The organism is Vibrio sp. D173a (assembly GCF_030248475.1).
Window position 1 is genome coordinate 1 of record NZ_JAHGAH010001192.1, and the last position, 574, is coordinate 574.

At 45.1% G+C, this 574-nt stretch carries 1 protein-coding gene; it reads left to right on the forward strand.

All coding sequences use genetic code 11. From position 1 onward, the window contains the following. Window positions 1-557, forward strand: a 557-nt coding sequence (locus KIV40_RS32240; protein ID WP_285353420.1) for an alanine:cation symporter family protein, incomplete at its 5' end; no start/stop codon positions are given. Window positions 558-574 lie beyond the last annotated feature (17 nt).

Sequence of the window (574 nt, forward strand, 5' to 3'; positions counted from 1 at the left end):
ACCCTGCGTCTCAAGGTTACGTTCAGATGCTAGGTGTGTTCATGGACACTATCGTTATCTGTTCAGCAACAGTTGCGATCATCCTAATGTCGGGCGAATACGTTCCTCATGGTGAAGTAACAGGTATCGAACTGACTCAACGTGCACTAACAGCACAAGTAGGTTCATGGGGTGGTATCTTTGTAGCGGTAGCGATTTTTTTCTTCGCTTTCACTTCAATCATCGCGAACTACTCGTACGCTGAAACAAACCTAATCTTCCTTGAGCACAACAACAAGAAAGGCCTAGTGCTTTTCCGTGTTATCGTTCTAGGTATGGTTATGTTTGGTTCAATGGCAACATTGCCAACAGTATGGGCATTGGCTGACGTATCTATGGGTCTAATGGCGATTGTTAACTTGGTAGCGATTATCCTGCTATCCGGTATCGTGATTAAGCTTGCGAAAGACTACAACCGTCAACTAGACGCGGGTAAAGTTCCAACGTTTGATGCGAACGATTTCCCAGAGCTTAAGTCTCAGCTAGAAGATGGTATTTGGAACGGCAACCAGAAGTAATCTTGTGATGCGGCGTT